We start from the raw sequence: 18,094 nt of genomic DNA on the forward strand, positions 1-18,094 counted from the left end.
GGAAGGCTTTCGTTAACCCGCCGAACAACCTCGTTTACGGGCCATTCACCATGATGGAGGCGGGTTTACAGTAACTTGGAGGAAATGGCGGCTCTCCGAGCTTTTCGCAGTGAACGAGCGTTAGGAAATGTGAATAATTCACCCCGATTAAATATTACTACGTATGAATTTCCCCCGCTCGGCGATGGTAACACCTTGTTGACGCTGTTCGGAGATTTCCGTCCATGAAGCCCCCGAGCCTTCTGGCATACCCCGATCCGCGGCTTCGCATGGTTGCCGAGCCGGTGATGGATTTCGATGACGGGCTCGCCGCGCTTGCCGCCGCTCTGGTCGCCGCCGTGGAAGGGGCGCCAGCCATCGGGTTGGCTGCGCCGCATCTCGGCGTGCTCCGGCGGGTGGTGGCAGCGCGGTCCTCGACCGACGCGTCCATCCGTGTCTACGTCAATCCGAAGGTCGAGTGGGTTTCGGCTGAGACCATGGTCAACGAGGAAGGCTCGGTGTCGATGCCCGGCGTCAGCGCCGAGGTCGAGCGACCGAGAATGGTGCGCGTCGCCTACTTCAACCTCGACGGCCTCGAGGGCGCCGAGGAGGCAGAAGGTTTCCATGCTGCGGTGCTTCAGCATGAGATCGACCAGCTTGACGGCATCTTCTGGATCGACCGGCTGTCGCGCCTCAAAAGGGAGCGGCTCATCAAGCGCTATCAGAAACTTGCTGGCCGATCCGTATCCTCCGCCATTTTATCGCCGTGAGATTTCCCCATTCGTCGCTAGACTGCGCCCGCGAACCATTGTTCCGAGAGAGCCATGCTGATCGATCGCCAACACGCCATCCTGGACCTTGCCCGCGAGGTCGGCCGCGTCCTGGTCGACGACCTTGCGACCCGCTTCGAAGTGTCGCCGCAGACCATCCGCAAGGATCTCAACGAGCTCTGCGACCGTCGGCTTCTCGCCCGGGTGCATGGAGGAGCGGTGCTGGCCTCAACGGTGAAGAACGTCGGCTACGAGGCGCGGCGCCAGATCGCCGCCGCCGAGAAGCGGGCGATCGGCGAGGCCGCTGCCGCCCTTATCCCCAACGACGCCTCGCTGTTCATCAACATCGGCACCACCACAGAGGCTGTGGCGCAGGCGCTTCTCCAGCACTCGGGGCTGATGGTCATCACCAACAACATCAACGTCGCCAACCTGATGCGCGCCTATTCAGGCATCGACGTGGTGATTGCCGGTGGTCAGGTGCGCCACGCCGACGGCGGCATTATCGGCGAGGCGGCGGTGGACTTCATCCGCCAGTTCAAGGTTGATTTTGCCATCGTCGGGACCTCGGCGATCGACGAGGACGGGGCGCTGTTCGATTACGATTTTCGCGAGGTGAAGGTGGCGCAGGCGATCATTGCCAATGCCCGCCGGGTCATCCTCGTTGCCGACGAAACCAAGTTCGAGCGCACGGCGCCGGTCAGGATCGGTTCGGTCGCCCAGGCGGACGTGTTCGTCACCGATCGCTGCCCGCGGGAAAGCGTGCGGCGCTTGTGCGCGGAGGCGGAGGTGGAACTCATCGAGACCGCTTCCGCTCATGGCGGACATGCGGGCGCAGCTGTATAATTTCCATGCCCGTCGGCGTAAGCTTCTATGCACCATCGTGTCGGTCTGGTATCCACATGACATGTTGGAATCCAACGGGGTAAGAGGGCATTTTCGGGACTTCGGACGAGCCGGCACCGCATCGCGGCGGTGCAACGGGAACTTTGTGTTTCGTCTGTCGTTCCCGCGCCCAAGTGAATGACGAGTGGAGCCGCTGTGGACCTTTCTGACGGGAATCCCATGATTGATCGCCGTGATTTTCTGACCCGGGCGCTGACGGCGGTCGGTGCCGTCATGGTTGCGACTGGCGTGCCGGCCGCGGCACGGGCGGCGACACAGCAGCATCAGTTCGCCATCACCGGGCCGTTCACCCGCTCGACAGTGGCCGAGATCGCCCGCGCCCTCTCCAAGAAGCCCTACGAGGCGCCGGATACCAGCCTGCCGCCCATTCTCGAGAGCCTGACCTACGATCAGTATCGCGACATCCGCTTCCGTCCCGAGACGGCCATCTGGGCCGACAAGGGGCTGCCCTACCAGATGCAGCTCTTCCATCGCGGCTCCTATTTCAAGGAACCGGTGGAGATGGCGCTGGTCGAAAATGGCCAGGCGACCCACGTTCCCTACGATCCGAATCTCTTCAACTATGGGCCGTTGGTGCCGCAGCCTATACCGGCCGAGGACATCGGGTTCTCCGGCTTCCGGCTGCATTCGCCGGTCAACAAGCCCGACGTGTTCGACGAGGTGCTGGTTTTCCAGGGCGCCAGCTATTTCCGTTCGCTCGGCAAGGATCAGGTCTACGGCCTGTCGGCACGCGGCCTCGCTCTGAAGACCGCCGACCCCGAGGGCGAGGAGTTCCCGCTGTTCCGTGCCTTCTGGGTGGAGACCCCGGCCGCCGGTTCGGATACCTGCGTCGTCAATGCGCTGCTCGACAGCCCCTCGGTGTCGGGCGCCTATCGCTTCACCATCCGGCCGGGCCTGCCGACCACCATCGACGTCGAAGCGCAACTCTTCCCGCGCGCCGACCTCGAGAAGGTCGGTCTCGCGCCGGGCACCTCGATGTTTTTCTTCTCGGCCAATGGCCGTACCGACATCGACGACTTCCGGCCGGAAGTCCACGATTCCGATGGCCTGCTGATGGTCACCGGTCGTGGCGACCGCTGGTGGCGCCCGCTTGCCAACCCGAAGGAACTGCAGATCTCGGCCTTCCAGGACCGCAGTCCGCGTGGGTTCGGCCTCATCCAGCGCGACCGCAGCTTCGCGTCCTACCAGGATCTCGAGGCCGCCTACCAGAAGCGGCCGTCGCTGTGGATCGAGCCGGTCGGCGACTGGGGCGCCGGTGCGGTGACGTTGGTTGAAATCCCGACCAACTCGGAGATCCACGACAACATCGTCGCCTACTGGGCGCCGCAGGACAAGATTCCGGCCGGCACGGAGTTCTTCTTCGCCTATCGATTGTTCTGGGGCGGCGATCCGGGCCTCGAAGCCGGTGCCGCCTACGTTACCGCCACCCGGTCGGGCAGGGCGGGCATCGGCGGGCCGACCCCGGTGCGCCTGTTCGTCATCGACTACGGTTTCTTCGGCGGCGTGGACCCGGCCAAGCTCGGCGTTGCCAAGGCGTCGGTGCAGGCGTCCAAGGGCACGGTGAAGAATGTCGTCGTCGCCGCCAATCCCGAGACGGGCGGCATGCGCCTCAGTTTCGAGCTCGATCCGCAGAACGAGACCCTGATCGAGTTGACGGCGGCGCTTGCCTTTGAAGCGGGTCAGACGGCCGAGACCTGGGCCTTCCGATGGACAGCATAGTTCGCGATGTCGCCGTCAGCGGGCGATACGCGCCGGGCATGCCGCCCGAGCATCCCGCCGACATGCCTGCCCAGGATCTCAAGCGGTTCCGGCGCAAGGACCGACGCCGGCTGGTCAATCCCGACAGCCGGTCGTCCTTCGTCAAGCGCTTCGCGGTGATCGGCGGCACGGCCGCCTTGCTCGGCTATGCCTTCAACGAGATGTATGCGGTGATGGCGCTCGGCGATCTCACGTCGGTCGAGCGTGTCGTGCTCGTCCTGTTCACCGTGACCTTCGCCTGGATCGCCCTGTCCTCGGTGGCTTCCGTGTTCGGCTTCCTCAAGCTGGTCAGCCGACGTTTTGGCCGGCCGGCACCCTGGTCGGACGAGCCGTTGCGCAAGCGCACGGCGATGCTGATGCCGACCTACAACGAGGATCCTTCGCGCATCTTCGCCGCCATCGAGGCGATGGCCCGTGACGTGGAGTCGCTCGGCCAGAGCCACGCCTTCGACTGGTTCGTGCTGGCCGACACCACCGATCCCGAGGTGGTGCTTCAGGAAGAGGCGGCGCTGCTCACCGCCCGCGACCGCATCGGCGGCTTCACCCGCATCTATTATCGGCGCCGTCGCAACAACACCGCAAAGAAGGCCGGCAACGTCGCCGATTTCTGCAAGCGCTGGGCCAGCGCCTATGACCATCTCCTGGTGCTCGATGCCGACAGCCTGATGGAAGGGCGAACCATCGTGGAGTTGGCGCGCCGGATGGAAGCCGACCCCGACGCCGGCCTCATCCAGACCATTCCGACGCTGGTCAACGGCACGACGGTGATGGCCCGGCTGCAGCAGTTCGCCGGCCGCGTCTACGGACCGGTGGTCGGCACCGGCCTTTCCTGGTGGGTGCAGAAGGAAGGCAACTTCTGGGGCCACAACGCGATCATCCGCACCGAAGCCTTCCTGACTTCGGCCGGCCTGCCCGAGCTCTCCGGCAAGCCGCCGTTCGGCGGCCACATCATGAGCCACGACTTCGTCGAGGCGGCGCTGATCCGGCGTGCCGGCTGGAACGTCATCATCGCGGACGATCTTTCCGGGTCCTACGAGGAAAGCCCGCCGTCGCTGGTCGACCTTGCCGTCCGCGACCGCCGCTGGTGTCAGGGCAACCTTCAGCATCTGAAGGTGATCGGGGGACGGGGCCTGCACTGGGTATCGCGCTCGCACATCCTCACCGGCATCATGAGCTACCTAGCCTCGCCCTTGTGGCTGCTCCTGATCCTCTCCGGTCTCGCACTGACGCTGCAGGCCCACTACATTCGCCCGGAGTATTTCAAGGACGAGTTCCAACTGTTCCCGTCCTGGCCGCGCATCGACGCCGAGCGCGCCTTGGCCCTGTTTGCGCTGACCATGGGCGTGCTGTTCCTGCCCAAGGTGCTCGGCCTTCTTGCCTTCTTCTTCAATTCGCGCGACCGCAAGGCGGCCGGCGGCTTCCTCGGCCTCGTTCTGTCTTTCCTTTTCGAGGTGGTGGTGTCGGCTCTGGTCGCGCCGATCATGATGCTGATCCAGACCGGCGCCGTCACCGAGATCGTGCTGCACCGTGACGCCGGCTGGAAGCCGCAGCGGCGCGACGACGGCGGCCTGCCGATCGGCGACCTGATCGTCCGCCACCGCTGGCACGTGCTGGCCGGCCTCGCCCTGGCCTGGGCGGCGATCGCCGACAGCTGGGTGCTGTTCGCCTGGCTTTCGCCGGCCATCCTCGGCATGGTCTTCGCCGTGCCGATCTCCGGTCTCACCGGCTCCAACGCCGTCGGCCGCTTCGTGAAGTGGCTAGGTCTTCTGAGGATTCCGGAGGAGCGTCTTCGTCCGGGCATCCAGGGGCGCATGGACGAAGCCCGGCCGGCCTATGTGGAGGCTGTGGCCGACGCACCAAGTCTGGTCGAGATCGTCTCCGATCCAGAGCTTCTGATGCAGCATCTGGCGTTGGTCGACCGCATGGCGCCGCGCCCGCCGGGGCGCGTCGACCCGGTGTCGGCCCTGGCCCTGGCCAAGGTCGGCGAAGCCGAGACCATCGAAGAGGGCGTCGGCTTCCTTGATGCCAAGGAGCGGGCGACGCTGATCGCCACGCCTCGCATTCTCGATGCGCTGGCCCAGAAGCCTCTCAACCGCCAGGCGGCGGCAAAGGCTGCGGCGCGGTCTGCCTGACCTCGTGTCGGCGAGCTTCGCCACCGCCATGCACACCGGATGAGGCCGCCATGCATGTTGTGCATGGCCTATTCCGTCTGCGACTGAGGCGGCGGGTAGGTGTGTCCGTAAGTCTCGGTCACATCTCACAAATCTAAATCGGTTCGATCTCTTGACGCCCGGCCGCGACCTTGCTCCTTCTCCCAAAGGACGAGGGCGAAAAGCCTCGCTGGGATATGACATTAGCCGTCAAGCCTGCTAGGGAACCACCAAAGTAGTTTCCCGTATGGAGCTTGCCGTGCCGATCACCAAGGTGCTTGTCGCCAACCGATCTGAAATCGCCATTCGCGTGTTTCGCGCTGCCAACGAGCTCGGGCTGAAGACGGTGGCCGTCTTCGCCGAGGAAGACCGGCTGGCGCTGCACCGCTTCAAAGCCGACGAGGCCTACCAGATTGGCGCCGGTCTCGGGCCGATCGAAGCCTATCTCAGCATTCCCGAGATTCTGCGGGTCGCCAAGGAATCGAAGGCCGACGCCATCCACCCCGGCTATGGCCTGCTGTCGGAGAGCCCCGAGTTCGCCGAGGCCTGCCGCGACGCCGGCATCACCTTCATCGGCCCGTCACCGGAAACCATGCGCCAGCTCGGCAACAAGGTGGCGGCGCGCAACCTCGCCATCGAGGCGGGCGTGCCGGTGATGCCCGCCACCGACCCGCTGCCCGACGACATGGAGGTAGTGAAGGCCGAAGCCAAGCGCATCGGCTATCCGGTGATGCTGAAGGCGTCCTGGGGCGGCGGCGGCCGCGGCATGCGCGTCATTCGCGATGAGGCGACGCTGCTGCGCGAGGTGGTGACCGCCAAGCGCGAGGCGATGGCCGCCTTCGGCAAGGACGAGGTCTATCTCGAGAAGCTGGTTGAGCGGGCTCGTCACGTCGAGGTGCAGATCCTCGGCGACACCCATGGCAACATCGTCCACCTCTTCGAGCGCGACTGCTCGGTGCAGCGGCGCCATCAGAAGGTGGTGGAGCGGGCGCCGGCGCCCTATCTCACCGACGCCCAGCGCGAGGAGATCACCGGCTATGGCGTCACCATCGCCAAGGCCGCCAACTATTACAGCGCCGGCACGGTCGAGTTCCTGATGGATGCCGATAGCGGCGCCTTCTACTTCATCGAGGTCAACCCGCGCATCCAGGTGGAACATACCGTCACCGAGGAGGTGACCGGCATCGACGTGGTGCGCGCCCAGATCCGCATTCTCGAGGGCGCCAAGATCGGTTCGCCCGAATCCGGCGTGCCGGTGCAGGAGGAGATCCGGCTGCACGGCCATGCGCTGCAGTGCCGCGTCACCACCGAGGATCCCGAGCAGAACTTCATCCCGGACTACGGCCGCATCACCGCCTATCGCGGCGCCACCGGCTTCGGCATCCGCCTTGACGGCGGCACGGCCTATGCGGGCGCGGTGATCACCCGCTTCTACGATCCGCTGCTGGAAAAGGTCACCGCCTGGGCGCCGACACCGATCGAGGCCATCAATCGCATGATGCGGGCGCTGCGCGAGTTCCGCATCCGTGGCGTCGCCACCAACCTGACCTTCCTCGAGAGCATCATCTCGCACCCGAAGTTTCAGCAGAACCGCTACACCACCCGTTTCATCGACGAAACGCCGGAACTGTTCCAGCTGGTCAAGCGCAAGGACCGGGCGACCAAGCTCCTGACCTACATCGCCGACGTCACCGTCAACGGTCATCCGGAAACCCGCAACCGTCCGAGGCCGGGCGAAGGGCCGAAGCCGGTGGTGCCGACCTTCTCCGGCGGCATCACTCCGGGCACGCGTGACCTTCTCGCCTCGCGCGGGCCGGAGGCGCTCGCCAAGTGGATCCGCGAGCAGACCAACGTTCTGGTCAGCGACACTACCATGCGCGACGGCCACCAGTCGCTGCTGGCGACCCGCATGCGCACCCATGACATGGCCAACATCGCCGAGGCCTATGCCCGTGGCCTGCCGGGCCTTTTCAGTCTGGAGTGCTGGGGCGGGGCCACCTTCGACGTTGCCATGCGCTTCCTGACCGAGGACCCGTGGGAGCGCCTCGCCAAGATCCGCGACAAGGCGCCCAACATCCTGATGCAGATGCTGCTGCGCGGCTCGAACGGCGTCGGCTACAAGAACTACCCCGACAACGTCGTCCGCCATTTCGTGCAGCAGGCGGCCGCCAGTGGCGTCGACGTGTTCCGCGTGTTCGACTGCCTCAACTGGATCGACAACATGCGCGTCTCCATGGACGCCGTGCTCGACCAGGGCAAGGTGCTCGAGGCGGCCATCTGCTACACCGGCGACATCCTCGACCCGGACCGTGCCAAGTATGACCTCAAGTATTATGTCGGCATGACGCGCGAGCTTGAGCATGCCGGCGCCCACATCATCGCCATCAAGGACATGGCCGGCCTGCTCAAGCCGGCGGCGGCCCGCGTGCTGTTCCGGGCGATGCGCGAGGCCACCGATCTGCCGATCCACTTCCACACCCATGACACGTCGGGCATCGCCGCCGCGTCGGTGCTGGCGGCGGTGGATGAGGGTGTCGACATCATCGATGCCGCCATGGACGCCTTCTCCGGCAACACATCGCAGCCCTGCCTCGGCTCGATCGTGGCGGCGCTCGAAGGCGGCCCGCGGCCGACCGGCCTCGACCAGCAGGCCATCCGCCGCATCTCCTTCTATTGGGAGGCGGTGCGTCACAAATACGCTGCCTTCGAGAACGACCTGAAGGGGCCGGCGTCGGAGGTCTATCTCCACGAGATGCCGGGCGGCCAGTTCACCAACCTCAAGGAGCAGGCGCGTGCCCTCGGCCTCGAAACGCGCTGGCACGACGTGGCGAAGATGTATGCCGACGTCAACCGCATGTTCGGCGACATCGTCAAGGTGACGCCGTCGTCCAAGGTGGTGGGCGACATGGCGCTTTTGATGGTCTCTTCGTCGCTGACGCCGGCCGAGGTGCTCGACCCGGAAAAGGACGTCGCCTTCCCCGACTCGGTGGTCGAGATGTTCCACGGCGACCTTGGGCAGCCGCCCGGCGGCTGGCCGAAGGAGCTTCAGGCCAAGATCCTGAAGGGAGCCGAACCGATCACCGTACCGCCGGGCTCGCTGATCCCGCCGGTTGATCTGGAGGCGACGCGCGCCGAACTGGCCGAGAAGCTGTCCTGGACGCCGACCGATCAGGATCTCGCCAGCTACCTCATGTATCCCAAGGTGTTCCTCGACTTTGCCAAGTCGCAGGAGACCTATGGGCCGACCTCGGTTCTGCCGACGCCAGTCTACTTCTACGGCATGCAGGCCGGAGACGAGCTGAACATCGAGCTCGAACGCGGCAAGTCGCTGGTGCTGATCTGTCAGGCGATTGGCGAGCCTGACAACGAAGGCATGGTGCGGGTGTTCTTCGAGCTCAACGGCCAGCCGCGCATGGTGCGCGTCCCCGATCGCTCAAGCGCCGCTTCGGTGCAGGCGCAGCGCCGCAAGGCCGATGCCGGCGATCCGGGCCATGTGGCGGCACCGATGCCGGGCGTCGTCTCGACATTGGCGGTGAAGCCGGGCCAGGCGGTGAAGGCCGGCGACGTGCTGCTCTCCATCGAGGCGATGAAGATGGAGACGTCCATCCACGCCGAGCGCGATGGCACCGTCACAGAGGTCCTCGTTGCCGCCGGCGCCCAGATCGACGCCAAGGATCTGCTGATCGTGCTCGGCGCCTGACGGCCGGCATGGCCGACATTTGAGAACGGACGACGCGGCCGGCGAAAGCCGGCCGTTTCATATGGTCAGCTGAGTCAACCCCGGAGCGCTGCCGCGAGCTCGTTCCAGCTCTTTTCATCCGGCGTCATCAGGAGGCCGCCGGCCCTGAGATCTGGGCGGTAGGGCGAGCCGTCGAGCAGCGCCGAATGACCGCCGGCCTCTCGGTGGATCAGCCAACCGGCAGCATGATCCCAGGGCGACAGCTTGTGGTAATAGCAAAAGTGAATGCGGCCATCGAAGAGCAGCCGCATCTCCTGTCCGCCACAGCGGTAGTTCATGATGCCCCAGGTGCGGCCGAAGCCGCCGAGCAACCGATTGCGTTCCTCAGGGGAGGCGTAATACCAGCCGGCGCAGCCTTGCATGTCGGGGAGCGGCGCGGCCGGCGCCACCCGGAGCGGACGGTCCGGTCGGCCGTTGCCGGTGAGGAAAGCGCCGCCGCCGGCGATCGCGCAGGCGGCATCGCCGCGAACGGGGTCGTAAATGACGCCGCCCTTCACCTCGCCATGCTCGATGACGGAGATGATCACCGCGAAGGCGGGAACGCCGTTGGCGTAGTTGAAGGTCCCGTCGATCGGATCGACGACGATGGCGCGCGGCGCCTCCATCAGATGGTCGATCAGTGTCGGCTCCCGCTCCATGACTTCCTCGCCGATGAACAGGAAATCACCGCCCCAGGCCGCACGGACCCGCTTCTCGATCAGCGCTTCGGACGCGACGTCGGCGACGGTGACGAAGTCGGAGGCGTGCGCCTTGATCTTGATGTCGGCGGCGGCCAGATTGGAAAAATGCGGCATGATCTCGGTCTCCGCCGCTGCCCGGGCGGTGGCGACGAGGAAATCGATGTCCTGACGGGTGACGGTCATTGTGAACTCCGGATGATGCGCCGCATGGAATGCACCCAAAGGACGACGGGAGCAAGACGGCGAGCCGCCGCGCGCTCTTGCATTTCGTTCCGTTTCGCCCACCTTCATCAGGGAAAACGGGAAGGGACTTAGGGAGAAACGCCGTGCGGGTTCTCGGACGCCTCATCGGCCCGTTCTGGCGGGCCGCCCTGACCTTCAACGCCACCGACGGCTGGGCGATCGCCTCGCACGTGGCGCTATCCTCCTTGATGGCGCTCTTTCCGTTTCTGATCTTCCTGACCGCCATCGCTGCCTTCTTCGATCTCAGCGCCCTGTCGGCGACCGTGGTGGCGCTGATCTTTGAGAGTGTGCCGGCCAGCATTGCCGGACCCATCGCTGGCGAGGTGAAGAATGTGCTGCTGGTGCCGCGCGGCGATGTGCTGACGATCGGCGTGGCGCTGGCCTTGTGGTTCGCCTCATCGGGAGTCGAGGCGATGCGGGTCGGCCTCAATCGTGCCTATGGCATGGTCGAGAACCGCAATTTCGTCTGGCTGAGGTTGGAGAGCATCGGCTTCGTGGTGTTGGGCACGATCACCTTCCTCACCATCGCTTTTCTGGTGGTGCTGGCGCCGGTGGCGTGGAAGGCGCTCATTCATCTGGTGCCGGCAATCGAGGATTTCGCCTGGCCGCTGACGCTGCTGCGCTTTGGGCTGACGCTGCTGGTCGCCGGCGGCGGCCTTCTGGCAGCGCATCTCTGGCTGCCGGCCGGCCGCCGGGGCATCACCGATATCCTGCCGGGCGTCGGGCTGACGCTGGGGGCCTGGATCGCCGGGGCCTACGGCTTCTCGCTCTATCTTGCCGATTTTGCCAACTACGCATCGACATATGCCGGCCTTGCCGGCGTCATGACGGCGATCGTCTTCCTCTACCTGATGGCCCTCATTCTCTTGTATGGCGCGACGCTGAATGCCGCGCTCGTCGAGCGTCGGCGTCGCCGCGCCGAGGTCGGTTCGTCGGACGAACCATTGACATCCCCCGAGCCATGATGGAAGCCGTAGGCTGCGGCGCCGTCGCTCAGCGACAGGCCGACGCTCCGCTAACCACGACGCCGGATCATCTCCGGTCGTTCCGTCCGGACAATAGGAGACAGCCATGTACACGCTCGAAATCGCCGGCATCGCGATCGCCACCACCGACGCCGACGAGGCGGAAGCGCGCGAGATCTTCGAGAGCGAGGACTTCCTCGACGACATCCGCGGCTTCACGAGCGCCGGCTCCCCGGTCTGGGACGGCGCTTCGCCCTTCGTCATCCGCCCCGCCACCGAAGACGAGATCGACGCCTTCAGCGAGATCGAGGATATCGAAGACGACATGGAGGCCGATGCCGACGACGAGTTCGACGAGGAGGGTGCCAACATCATGTTCCTCGTCGACATCGACCAGTTCGACGACGAGGAGGAATGAGGCCGGCTTCGGTGGAAGTTGTCGCGTCCGCAACAGCGCGAATTGGAATCGCCGCGCGGACGGGTTTGACTGGAGACACCGAGCAGTCGGGCGGCGGCTTTGCCGCCGCCTTTCCAGTTGCGTCTTTCTCTGATCGGCCCGAGCGGCGCGGTAGCAGGCGCCGGCCCGCCCGGGGCGGCGGGAGTTGTCGATGAAGCGCGTGATGGAAGTGCTGAAGGAGGCGCGCCTCGACGAGGCGGCCGATCTGGCCGCCCAAAGCAGCCGGCCGGAAATTGCCGGTCTGCTGAAGTCTCTCTACGGCAAAGGCGCGGCCGAGGACGTCGTCGTCTATACGGCCAGCGAGTTGGTCGCCTTCGCCGAAGGGGCGATGTCGAGCCTGTCGCTCCGGGTGCCGGGCATTCACTCGATCCGCATCTACAACCCGGTCTGGGATGACGAGGCCAGTCACCGCAAGGAAGTGACGGTCGTCGATATTCTCAACGACAACATGCCGTTCCTGGTCGACTCGGTGATGCAGGAGCTGACCGACGCCGGCATTGAAGTGCGCCTGATGGTGCATCCGATCCTCTCGGTCGTCCGCGGCATGAGCGGCCGCCTCCTGTCGATCGGCGACGATCCGGACGCCAACCGCGAGAGCTTCATCCACATTCACATCGCCCGCCTGCCCGACGCCATCGCCGCCTCACAGCTCGAAACGCGGCTTGATGGCCTGCTGACCGAAGTGCGGGCCGCCGTCGACGACTGGCCGCGCATGCAGGCTCTGGTCAAGTCGGTGATCAACGTCTACCGGCACAGCCCGCCGCCGCTGCCGCCGGAGGCGGTGGCCGAGGCGGTCGAGTTCCTGAACTGGCTCAACGCCGACAACTTCACCTTCCTCGGTCTCCGCGAGTATGTTGTCGGTGAAGGCAAGGACGACGACCTCCCTGCGCTTCTGAGTGCCGGCGCCGGCTATGGCCTGTTGCGCGACCCCGCGGTGCGCGTGTTGCGCCGTGGACGCGAGCTGGTCCAGGTGACGCCGGAGATAACCGAGTTTCTCAGGCAGGCCGAACCGCTGATCATTGCCAAGGCCAACGTCAAGGCGCGCGTCCATCGTCACGCCTATCTCGACTATATCGGCATCAAGCGCTACGAGGCCGACGGTCGCCTCATCAGCGAACTCAGGCTGCTCGGCCTGTTCACCTCGTCGGCCTATACCCGCTCCACCCACTCCATTCCCTATCTTCGCCGCAAGGTGGGAACGGTCATGGCTCGGGCCGGCTTCGACCCGGAAAGCCACTCGGGTCGGGCGTTGCGCAACATCCTGGAAAGCTACCCGCGCGACGAACTGTTTCAGGTGGATCTCGACACGCTCCTGGAGTTCTCCCTCTCCATCCTGGAGCTCGGCGAGCGGCCGCGCATCCGCGTTCTGGCCCGCCGGGACAAGTTCGACCGCTTCGTTTCTCTTCTCGTCTACGTTCCGCGCGACCGCTACAACACCGACACCAGGCTCGCCATCGGCAACTATCTCGCCGATGCCTTCGCCGGGCGTGTCTCGTCGGTCTATCCGGCTTTTCCGGAGGGGCCGCTTGCCCGCGTCCACTACATCATCGGCCGCGACGAAGGGCCGACACCGGCCGTCGCCCAGGCCGAACTGGAAGCGGCGGTCGCCCGCATCACCCGCAACTGGGGCGACGGTTTCGCGGACGCCTGCCGGGCGAAATACGGTCCGGCGCGCGGTCGCAAGCTGATCGAACTCTATGGCCGCGCCTTCCCCGAGGCCTACCGGGCGAGCTATGACGCCGAGACGGCGGTGGCGGACGTGGCGCTGCTCGAACTGTTCGTCGGCGACCGCTGGACGGCCGTCGAACTCATCGGCGGCAGCCTGCCGTCGCCGCGCGTCTCCATGCGTCTGATGAGCCGTGGCGGGCCGGTGCCGCTGTCGGCGCGCGTACCGGTGCTGGAAGCCATGGGATTCACCGTTCTCGAGGAGAAGACCTTCGAGATCGACCGTCCCGGCGAGATCATCGTATTGCACGACATGGCGCTTCGCCGGGCTGATGGGGTCGAGGTGGATCTGTCCCGTGACGGCAACCGGCTGAAGGCGCTGTTCATGGCGGTCTGGCTCGGCAGGGCCGACAGTGACCGGCTCAATGCGCTGACGCTGGTCGCCGGCCTCGGCTGGCGCGAGATCGCCATGCTCCGGGCTCTTTCCCGCTATCTCGGCCAGATCGGCCTCGCCCACGGCCATGCCTATGTGGCGGAGGCCTTGGTGCGCAACGCCGGCGTTGCCACCCTTCTCGTTTCCCTGTTCACGGCCCGCTTCGATCCGGCGTTTGCCGGCGACCGCGCTGCCCGGCTCGCGGCCTTGCGCGGCGAGCTCGAGACGGCTTTCCGGGACGTGCCCATCCTCGATGACGACCGTATTCTGAGGCGGCTCGCCAATCTGATCGAGGCGGCGACGCGCACCACCTTTTTCCAGATCGGCGCGGATGGCGGTCCGCATCCGGTCATGGGCTTCAAGTTCGATGCAGCGCGGATCGATGGTCTGCCGGCACCGCGCCCCTTCGCCGAGATCTGGCTGCATGCGCCGGACGTCGAGGGCGTTCACCTGCGTTTCGGCAAGGTGGCGCGCGGCGGCCTGCGCTGGTCCGACCGGCCGGAGGATTTCCGCACCGAGATCCTCGGCCTCGTCAAGGCACAGCAGGTGAAGAACGCTGTGATCGTGCCGGTGGGCGCCAAGGGCGGATTCGTCGCCCGCCGCATCACCGGTGGAGACCGGGCAGCGGCCGGCGTCGCCGCCTACGAGCGCTATGTCGGCACGCTGATCGATCTCACCGACAACATTGTCGATGATGCCATCGTGCCGCCGGGCGGCACCGTCCGCTATGACGGCGACGACCCATATCTGGTGGTGGCGGCCGACAAGGGTACGGCCAGTTTCTCCGACGTTGCCAATCGCATCGCGCTGTCCCGCGGCTTCTGGCTTGCCGATGCCTTTGCGTCCGGCGGCTCGGCCGGCTACGACCACAAGAAGATGGGCATCACGGCGCGCGGCGCCTTCGAGGCGGTGAAGCGGCACTTCCGCGAACTCGACCTCGATGTCGAAGCCGATCCGCTCACCGCCGTCGGCGTCGGCGACATGTCGGGCGACGTGTTCGGCAACTTCATGCTGCTGTCGCCCTCCCTGAAGCTGGTCGCAGCCTTCGATCACCGGCACATCTTCATCGATCCCACTCCCGACGCCAAAACGGCGCTCACCGAGCGGCGGCGGCTGTTCGCGCTGCCACGGTCGAGTTGGGCCGATTACGACGCGGCGAAACTGTCATCGGGCGGCGGCATCTTCCCGCGGACACAGAAGTCCATCGCGCTGTCGGCCGAGGCGCGGGCGGCGCTGGGTATCGATGCCGCCGCCCTCAGCCCCGATGAACTGGTCTCCGCGCTTTTGAAGGCGCCGGTCGATCTCCTGTTCTTCGGCGGCATCGGCACCTTCGTGCGCGGCAACGACGAGAGCAATGTCGACGCCGGCGATCGCGCCAATGACGGCGTTCGCATTCCGGCCGGTGATCTCAGGGCACGCGTCGTTGGCGAGGGGGCCAATCTCGGCATGACGCCACGGGCGCGCGTCGATTTCGCGCGGCACGGCGGGCGGGTCAACTCCGACGCCATCGACAACGTCGGCGGAGTCGCCACGTCCGATGCCGAGGTCAACATCAAGATCGCGCTCGGGCGGGCAGTGGCAGCCGGCCGGCTGACACTGGCCGAGCGCGACGAGTTGCTCGCCGGCATGACCGATGATGTTGCCGCCGGCGTGTTGCGGCTTTGCCGTCGGCAGGTGGTGGCGCTGTCGGTGACACGGGCACGCGGCTTCGGCGAGCTGCCGCGCCTGATGCGCCTCTCGACCATGCTCACCGAGCGGGGGCTTCTTGATCCGCGCCGCGAGGGTCTGCCCGACGAGGCGGCGGCCGGGCGTCTCGCCGCTGCCGGCGAAACGTTGTCGCGACCGGAAACCGCCATCCTGATGGCGCATGCCAAGCTGATGCTGTCCGATGAACTGCTGGAAGGCCGGCTGATCGACGATCCGGCACTCGGCGATTGGCTCACTCACGCCTTTCCCGCAGCCATGCGGGCACGCTTTGCCGAAGACATTGCCGGCCATCGCCTCGCCCGCGACATCCTCGCCACGCGCGTTGCCGGTGCGGCGGTGGACGCGGCCGGGCCGACCTTCGTCAGCCGGCTTGGCGACGAAGCGGGCGTCACCGCCGAGGCGGCGGTGCGTGCCCTCGTCGTGGCCGCCGCCGCCTTCGGTACCGACGCCGTGACGGCCGAGATCGATGCGCTCGAAGGGAAGATCAGCGGCGCCGTCTGGGTGGAACTCCGCCGCCGCGTCGCCGATTTCCTCATCGACGCCGCGCTATGGGTTGCGCAGAACGGCGAACCGGAGGGCAGCCTTGCCTCGGCCATCGAACGATTGGCCGCGGGTGTGCGACGCTTCCGCGACAGCGCGCCGGCCGGCGTGGCCGATCCCGAGCTTGTCGCCGCCGGCGTGCCCGAACCGCTGGCGGCCCGTCTCGCCAGCCTGCCGGCCGAGCTTGGCAGCCTCGATCTGATCGTCATCGGTGAGGAGGTTGGCCGCGCCGTCGACGAGGTGCTGCCGGTGATGACGGCGATCGACGAAGCGCTCGCCGCCGATCTCGTCGCCCGTCTGGCGGACGTGGTCCGCCCTGCCGACCTCTACGAGGGGCAGGCGGCCGAAATCGCCCGCCGCACCTTCGCCGCCGCCCGCCGCCGGATCGTTGCCAAGGCGATCGCCGAGGGGGGAGCCGATCTCTGGACGACGGCGCGCGAGGCACGCATCGGGCGCCTGAGACAGCTCGTCGGTGATCTTCTGGCGGGACCGCCGACGGTGGCCAAGCTGACGGTGGCGGCCGGTCTCGTTGCCGAACTGGCCGAATGACGGACCGTTTCCTCGTTGCATTCGGAGGCGGCAGGCGCAATCATGACGGTGACGTGACGACCACGGCCGGAGGTGCGCTTGAGCGGCGAGATCAACGAGGAGCCGGGTGAACCCGCAAATCTGGTCGCGCTGGCGCGTGGGACCGCGCCGGCGCCAGCCGAATCCCGACAGGTGACGCGGGAGGTTCCCTATGTCGCCTTCGACCGGCACGAACTCTCGGAAATCCTGAAGGTCTACGGCCGCATGGTGGCGGTCGGCGAATGGCGCGATTACGCCATCGATCATCTTCCCGACCGAGCCGTCTTCTCGATCTTCCGCCGGTCGTCGGAGGTGCCGCTCTATCGGGTGGAGAAGAATCCCAAACTGGCTCGCCGGCAGGGCGCCTATTCGGTGATCGCCCAGACCGGCATGATCCTGAAGCGCGGCGCCGAGCTGGCCCGAGTGCTGCGCGTCATCGACAAGTCGTGGCTCTCCGTGGCCGAATAGCTCAAGGGCAGGGATTGCCGAAGCGCTGATGCAGGTCGTCGACGGCAGCCTGCATGTCCTTGGTCCAGGCGAACTCGGCGGCGGCGAGGTTGCTCTTCAACTGCTGCTCGGCGCTCGGCCCGATGATCACCGAAGCGACCGTCGGCTGGTTCATGGCAAAGGCGATGGCGAAGGTCACCGGGTCGGCGCCGAAGCGGTGAGCAATATCGACATAGGCGCCGATCGCCGCGTCGGCATGGGGCTTCTCATAGCGTTGCAGGCGGTTGAAGAGAGCCTTGCGGCTGTTTTCCGGCAGTGCGCCGTTGCGATACTTGCCGGTGAGATAGCCCTGCGCCAGCGGCGAATAGGGGAGAAGCCCGATCTCCTCCCGCAAGGCGATCTCGGCAAGCCCGCCCTCCCAGGTGCGGTTGACGAGGCTGTAGGCGTTCTGCACTGACACTGGGCGCGGTCCGATACCCCGCTCTGCCGCCACGATGAAGCGCATCAGGCCATAGGGGCTTTCATTGGACAGGCCGAAGTGGCGAATCTTGCCGGCAGCGATCAGCTCGGCAAAGGCGGCGGCCGTTTCCTCGATGGCCGTTTCGTCCATAGCGGGCGTGAAAGGCTTGAAGCGCGAGGGAACGGTGCCCCACTCGGAGACGACGCGGTCAGGCCAGTGGATCTGGTAGAGGTCGATATGGTCGACCCTGAGCCGGCGAAGCGATTTTTCCACCGCCTCGAAGATCTGGCTCCGGGTGAGCCGGGTCGGCGAGCCGTCGTCGCGAAACCAGTCGCTGGCGCTGCGGCCGCAGACCTTGGTGGCGAGGACAATGTCGTTGCGCCGGCCGCGCCCGGCGAGCCAGTCGCCGATGATCGTCTCGGTCGCGCCTTGCGTCTCGCGCTTGGGCGGCACCGGGTACATTTCGGCGGCGTCGAGGAAATCGATGCCGAAGGCGACGGCACGGTCGAGGATGGCGAAGGCCTCGTCCCGGCCTGTCTGCTCGCCATAGGTCATGGTGCCCAGGCAGATGGGTGTGACGAAGAGATCCGAGCGGCCGAGGCGTCGTTTCTGCATGAGAAGCTTTCTT

At 66.2% G+C, this 18,094-nt stretch carries 11 protein-coding genes; 9 read left to right on the forward strand and 2 right to left on the reverse strand.

Annotation, left to right across the window (positions count from 1 at the left end; genetic code table 11):
• Positions 1-224: 224 nt before the first annotated feature.
• The 5 genes from CXZ10_RS16290 to pyc all read left to right on the forward strand — a co-directional run bounded on the left by CXZ10_RS16290 (position 225) and on the right by pyc (position 9,263).
• Complete coding sequence (locus CXZ10_RS16290; protein WP_101290421.1) at positions 225-749, forward strand: peptide deformylase; 525 nt, start codon at positions 225-227, stop codon at positions 747-749.
• A 54-nt stretch (positions 750-803) separates the two neighbouring features.
• On the forward strand, positions 804-1,595 hold the full coding sequence (locus tag CXZ10_RS16295; RefSeq protein WP_101290422.1) for a DeoR/GlpR family DNA-binding transcription regulator: 792 nt from the start codon (positions 804-806) through the stop codon (positions 1,593-1,595).
• A gap of 219 nt (positions 1,596-1,814) precedes the next feature.
• A complete protein-coding gene (locus CXZ10_RS16300) occupies positions 1,815-3,374 on the forward strand; it encodes an OpgD/OpgG family glucan biosynthesis protein (protein ID WP_210199948.1) in 1,560 nt (519 codons plus the stop codon).
• On the forward strand, positions 3,362-5,545 hold the full coding sequence (gene mdoH / locus CXZ10_RS16305; protein ID WP_101290424.1) for a glucans biosynthesis glucosyltransferase MdoH: 2,184 nt from the start codon (positions 3,362-3,364) through the stop codon (positions 5,543-5,545). Before CXZ10_RS16300 ends, mdoH begins: the two co-directional genes overlap by 13 nt.
• Positions 5,546-5,822: 277 nt before the next feature.
• Positions 5,823-9,263, forward strand: a complete 3,441-nt coding sequence (pyc, locus tag CXZ10_RS16310) for a pyruvate carboxylase (RefSeq protein ID WP_101290570.1) — start codon at positions 5,823-5,825, stop codon at positions 9,261-9,263.
• A 74-nt stretch (positions 9,264-9,337) separates the two neighbouring features.
• Here the strand turns inward: pyc and CXZ10_RS16315 are convergent, their stop codons facing one another.
• Complete coding sequence (locus CXZ10_RS16315; protein ID WP_180336038.1) at positions 9,338-10,165, reverse strand: inositol monophosphatase family protein; 828 nt, start codon at positions 10,163-10,165, stop codon at positions 9,338-9,340.
• Positions 10,166-10,308: 143 nt separating this feature from the next.
• On the opposite strand from CXZ10_RS16315, the gene CXZ10_RS16320 reads away from it, so the two are divergent.
• The 4 genes from CXZ10_RS16320 to CXZ10_RS16335 all read left to right on the forward strand — a co-directional run bounded on the left by CXZ10_RS16320 (position 10,309) and on the right by CXZ10_RS16335 (position 17,027).
• The gene (locus tag CXZ10_RS16320; RefSeq protein WP_244617133.1) at positions 10,309-11,190 is read left to right on the forward strand and encodes a YihY/virulence factor BrkB family protein; all 882 of its coding nucleotides are present in this window, start codon (positions 10,309-10,311) and stop codon (positions 11,188-11,190) included.
• Positions 11,191-11,296: 106 nt separating this feature from the next.
• The gene (locus tag CXZ10_RS16325; protein WP_101290426.1) at positions 11,297-11,608 is read left to right on the forward strand and encodes a hypothetical protein; all 312 of its coding nucleotides are present in this window, start codon (positions 11,297-11,299) and stop codon (positions 11,606-11,608) included.
• Between the two features lie 190 nt (positions 11,609-11,798).
• Positions 11,799-16,541, forward strand: coding sequence for an NAD-glutamate dehydrogenase (locus tag CXZ10_RS16330; RefSeq protein WP_101290427.1), 4,743 nt, complete (start codon positions 11,799-11,801; stop codon positions 16,539-16,541).
• A 129-nt stretch (positions 16,542-16,670) separates the two neighbouring features.
• Positions 16,671-17,027, forward strand: coding sequence for a DUF2794 domain-containing protein (locus CXZ10_RS16335; protein ID WP_425298922.1), 357 nt, complete (start codon positions 16,671-16,673; stop codon positions 17,025-17,027).
• A gap of 1 nt (position 17,028) precedes the next feature.
• On the opposite strand, the gene CXZ10_RS16340 is transcribed toward CXZ10_RS16335, so the two are convergent.
• Positions 17,029-18,081 (reverse strand): aldo/keto reductase, encoded by a 1,053-nt coding sequence (locus CXZ10_RS16340; protein ID WP_101290428.1) that lies wholly within the window; start codon positions 18,079-18,081, stop codon positions 17,029-17,031.
• Between the last annotated feature and the right edge of the window lie 13 nt (positions 18,082-18,094).

The sequence above is a fragment of the Pleomorphomonas diazotrophica genome (assembly GCF_002844595.1).
Lineage (GTDB): Bacteria > Pseudomonadota > Alphaproteobacteria > Rhizobiales > Pleomorphomonadaceae > Pleomorphomonas > Pleomorphomonas diazotrophica.

Coding starts and splice junctions, on each gene's coding strand:
- CXZ10_RS16315 (WP_180336038.1), bottom strand. CDS start 10,165: ATGACCGTCACCCGTCAGGACATCGATTTCCTCGTCGCCACCGCCCGG.
- CXZ10_RS16300 (WP_210199948.1), top strand. CDS start 1,815: ATGATTGATCGCCGTGATTTTCTGACCCGGGCGCTGACGGCGGTCGGT.
- mdoH (WP_101290424.1), top strand. CDS start 3,362: ATGGACAGCATAGTTCGCGATGTCGCCGTCAGCGGGCGATACGCGCCG.
- CXZ10_RS16330 (WP_101290427.1), top strand. CDS start 11,799: ATGAAGCGCGTGATGGAAGTGCTGAAGGAGGCGCGCCTCGACGAGGCG.
- CXZ10_RS16290 (WP_101290421.1), top strand. CDS start 225: ATGAAGCCCCCGAGCCTTCTGGCATACCCCGATCCGCGGCTTCGCATG.
- CXZ10_RS16295 (WP_101290422.1), top strand. CDS start 804: ATGCTGATCGATCGCCAACACGCCATCCTGGACCTTGCCCGCGAGGTC.
- CXZ10_RS16325 (WP_101290426.1), top strand. CDS start 11,297: ATGTACACGCTCGAAATCGCCGGCATCGCGATCGCCACCACCGACGCC.
- CXZ10_RS16340 (WP_101290428.1), bottom strand. CDS start 18,081: ATGCAGAAACGACGCCTCGGCCGCTCGGATCTCTTCGTCACACCCATC.